This window comes from Amycolatopsis keratiniphila subsp. keratiniphila, assembly GCF_001620365.2.
Taxonomy (GTDB): Bacteria; Actinomycetota; Actinomycetes; order Mycobacteriales; family Pseudonocardiaceae; genus Amycolatopsis; species Amycolatopsis keratiniphila.
The window spans coordinates 5,664-8,247 of the sequence record NZ_LQMT02000043.1; the positions used below are offsets into that span (position 1 = coordinate 5,664).

The following is a 2,584-nucleotide window of genomic DNA, read 5'->3' on the forward strand; positions in this document are numbered from 1 at the left end:
CGCGGCGGCGGGCGGCGTCGCGGTCGCGGTGATCGTGGCCATCACCCTCATCCCCGCGCTGCTGGCGTTCGCCGGTGAGCGGCTGCGGCCCAAGAAGCCGCGAAAGGCGAAAAAGCCCAAGAAGAAGACGCGGTTCAGCCTCCGCTGGGTCCGGCTCGCCACGAAGTCGCCGTGGGTCACGATCGGACTGATCGTCGGGGTGCTCGCGATCGCCTCGGTACCCGCGCTGGATCTCCGCCTGGCCTTGCCGGACAACGGAACCGACGAGGACGGCACCCCGGCCAGGGTCGCCTACGACGCCGTGGCCGAGCATTTCGGACCCGGCTTCAACGGACCGCTGGTCGTCACCGCGGACATCCTGTCGACCACCGACCCGGTCGGGATCACCAACGGCATCGCCGACGACATCCGCAAGGTGCCCGGCGTCGCCGTCGTCCCGCTCGCCACGCCGAACCCCAAGGGCGACACCGCGATCATCCAGGTCGTGCCGACGACCGGCGCCTATGACGAGGCGACCGACGATCTCGTCGAACGGTTGCGCTCGATGGAAGGACAGTTCAAGGACCGGTACGGCGTGCAGACCGCGGTCACCGGCTTCACCGCCGTCGGCATCGACGTGTCCACGCAACTCGGTGACGCGCTGCTGCCGTTCGGCATCCTGGTCGTCGGGCTTTCGCTCGTGTTGCTGGCGATGGTGTTCCGCTCGATCCTCGTGCCGCTCAAAGCCACCTTCGGCTACCTGCTGTCGATCGGTGCGGCGTTCGGCGCGACGTCGTTCGTGTTCGGGCAGGGACATCTGGCGGAGGCGCTGGGCGTCACCCGCACCGGCAGCGTGATCAGCTTCCTGCCGATCATCCTGATGGGTGTCCTTTTCGGACTCGCCATGGACTACGAGGTGTTCCTCGTTTCCCGGATCCGGGAGGACTATGTCCATCACGGTGACGCCCACAAGGCGATCGAGACGGGTTTCGTGTCCGCGTCGAGGGTCGTGACCGCGGCGGCGGTGATCATGTTGGGCGTGTTCGCCGCCTTCGTGCCCGACGGCAGCGCCACGATCAAACCGATCGCGTTCAGCCTCGCGGTCGGGGTGTTCGTGGACGCCTTCCTGGTGCGGATGACGCTCGTCCCCGCGATCCTCGCGCTGCTGGGTCCGCGCGCCTGGGGCCTGCCGCCGTGGCTGGACCGCAAACTCCCGGTGTTCGACGCCGAGGGCGACGGTCTCGTCCACGAACTCCGGCTCGCCGACTGGCCCGAGCCGGGTTCGCCCGAGGTGATCAGTGCCGCCGGTCTCCGGGTCGACGACGACCGGGGCCGCACGATCTTCCGCGACGTCGAACTGCATCTCGGCCCGGGGGAGATCCTCGCCGTGCACGGTTCCGGCCCGGCGGGCAAGAGCGCGCTGCTCTACGCGCTGGCCGGCCGGGTGCCGAACGTCCGCGGGGACCTGAAGGTCCTCGGCCGGGTGCTGCCGCAGCACGCGCACGCCGTCCGGCGGAACGTCGCCTTCGTCGCCTGCAAGGAGACCGACGATCCCGCCGGCGAGGTCCGCCGAGCGCTCGACGACGGCGTCGCGCTCGTCTTCCTCGACGATCTGGATACCGTCGTCGCCACCGCCCAGCGTGCGGGCCTGCGAGCCGCGTTCGCGAGCCGGGCCGCGACGTTCGCCGTGTCCTGCCAGAGCCTCGCCATCGTGCGGGATCTGTTGCCCACCACCGCTGTCGCGGGTCTCGCCATGACACCCGCCCCCGTCCCCGCCGAGGTCCGCTGATGTCCCGCTTCTTCACCGGTTCCGCCCGCGCGACCGCCTTCGGCCCGCTGACCTGGAAGACCTGGCTCGGGATCGTGCTCGTGCCGGTGATCGTGGCGCTCGGGCTGGCGTGGGCGTTCTGGTCGCCCGGCGACAACCACGGTGCGGCCAAGGCCGCCGTGGTCAACGGCGACGAGCCGGTGACGGTGAACGGGCAGCTGATCCCGCTCGGCCGGGAACTGGCCGGAAACCTCGTGCACGGCGAGGATTCCGCGTACACGTGGGTGCTCACCGACGCCGAGGACGCGAAGGAGGGTATCTCCGACGGCACGTATGCGGCCGTCGTGACGATTCCACGGGACTTTTCCGCGCAGGCCACGTCGACGTCGGGTAAGCCGCTCGACGCCAAGCAGGCGATCATGCGCATCGAGACGTCGCAGCGCACCGGTCTGATCGACCCGGTGGCGAGCCGGGAGGTCGCGAACGCGACGCTCACCGCGCTGAACCGGCAGATCGTCGAGACCTATGTGGACAATCTGTACGTCGGGTTCTCCTCGATCCACCAGCAGCTGGTGCAGGCGGCCGACGGCAGCGGCCAGCTCGTGGTCGGGCTGCGGCAGTTGTCCGACGGGACAGGGAAACTGGCCGCGGGCGCGGGAGAACTCGCCGGTGGGGCGGGAAAACTCAGCGGCGCCGCCGGTCAGCTGGCGGACGGCGCGCGCAAGCTCGCGAACGGCACCGGGCAGCTCGCCACCGGTTCCGGCCGGTTGTCGTCGGGGCTGACCCAGGCCGAGAAGGACACCGCCCAGCTGCCCCGGCTGACCAGGGAACTGGCCG

2 protein-coding genes are annotated in these 2,584 nt (G+C 70.2%); both read left to right on the forward strand.

Translation table 11 applies throughout. The features are described from left to right. A partial coding sequence (locus AVR91_RS39915; RefSeq protein WP_228709464.1) for an MMPL family transporter occupies window positions 1-1,768 on the forward strand: 1,768 nt, incomplete at its 5' end. Then, the coding region (locus tag AVR91_RS44075; RefSeq protein WP_228709465.1) for a YhgE/Pip domain-containing protein at window positions 1,768-2,584 on the forward strand (817 nt) is incomplete at its 3' end. The genes AVR91_RS39915 and AVR91_RS44075, both read left to right, overlap by 1 nt.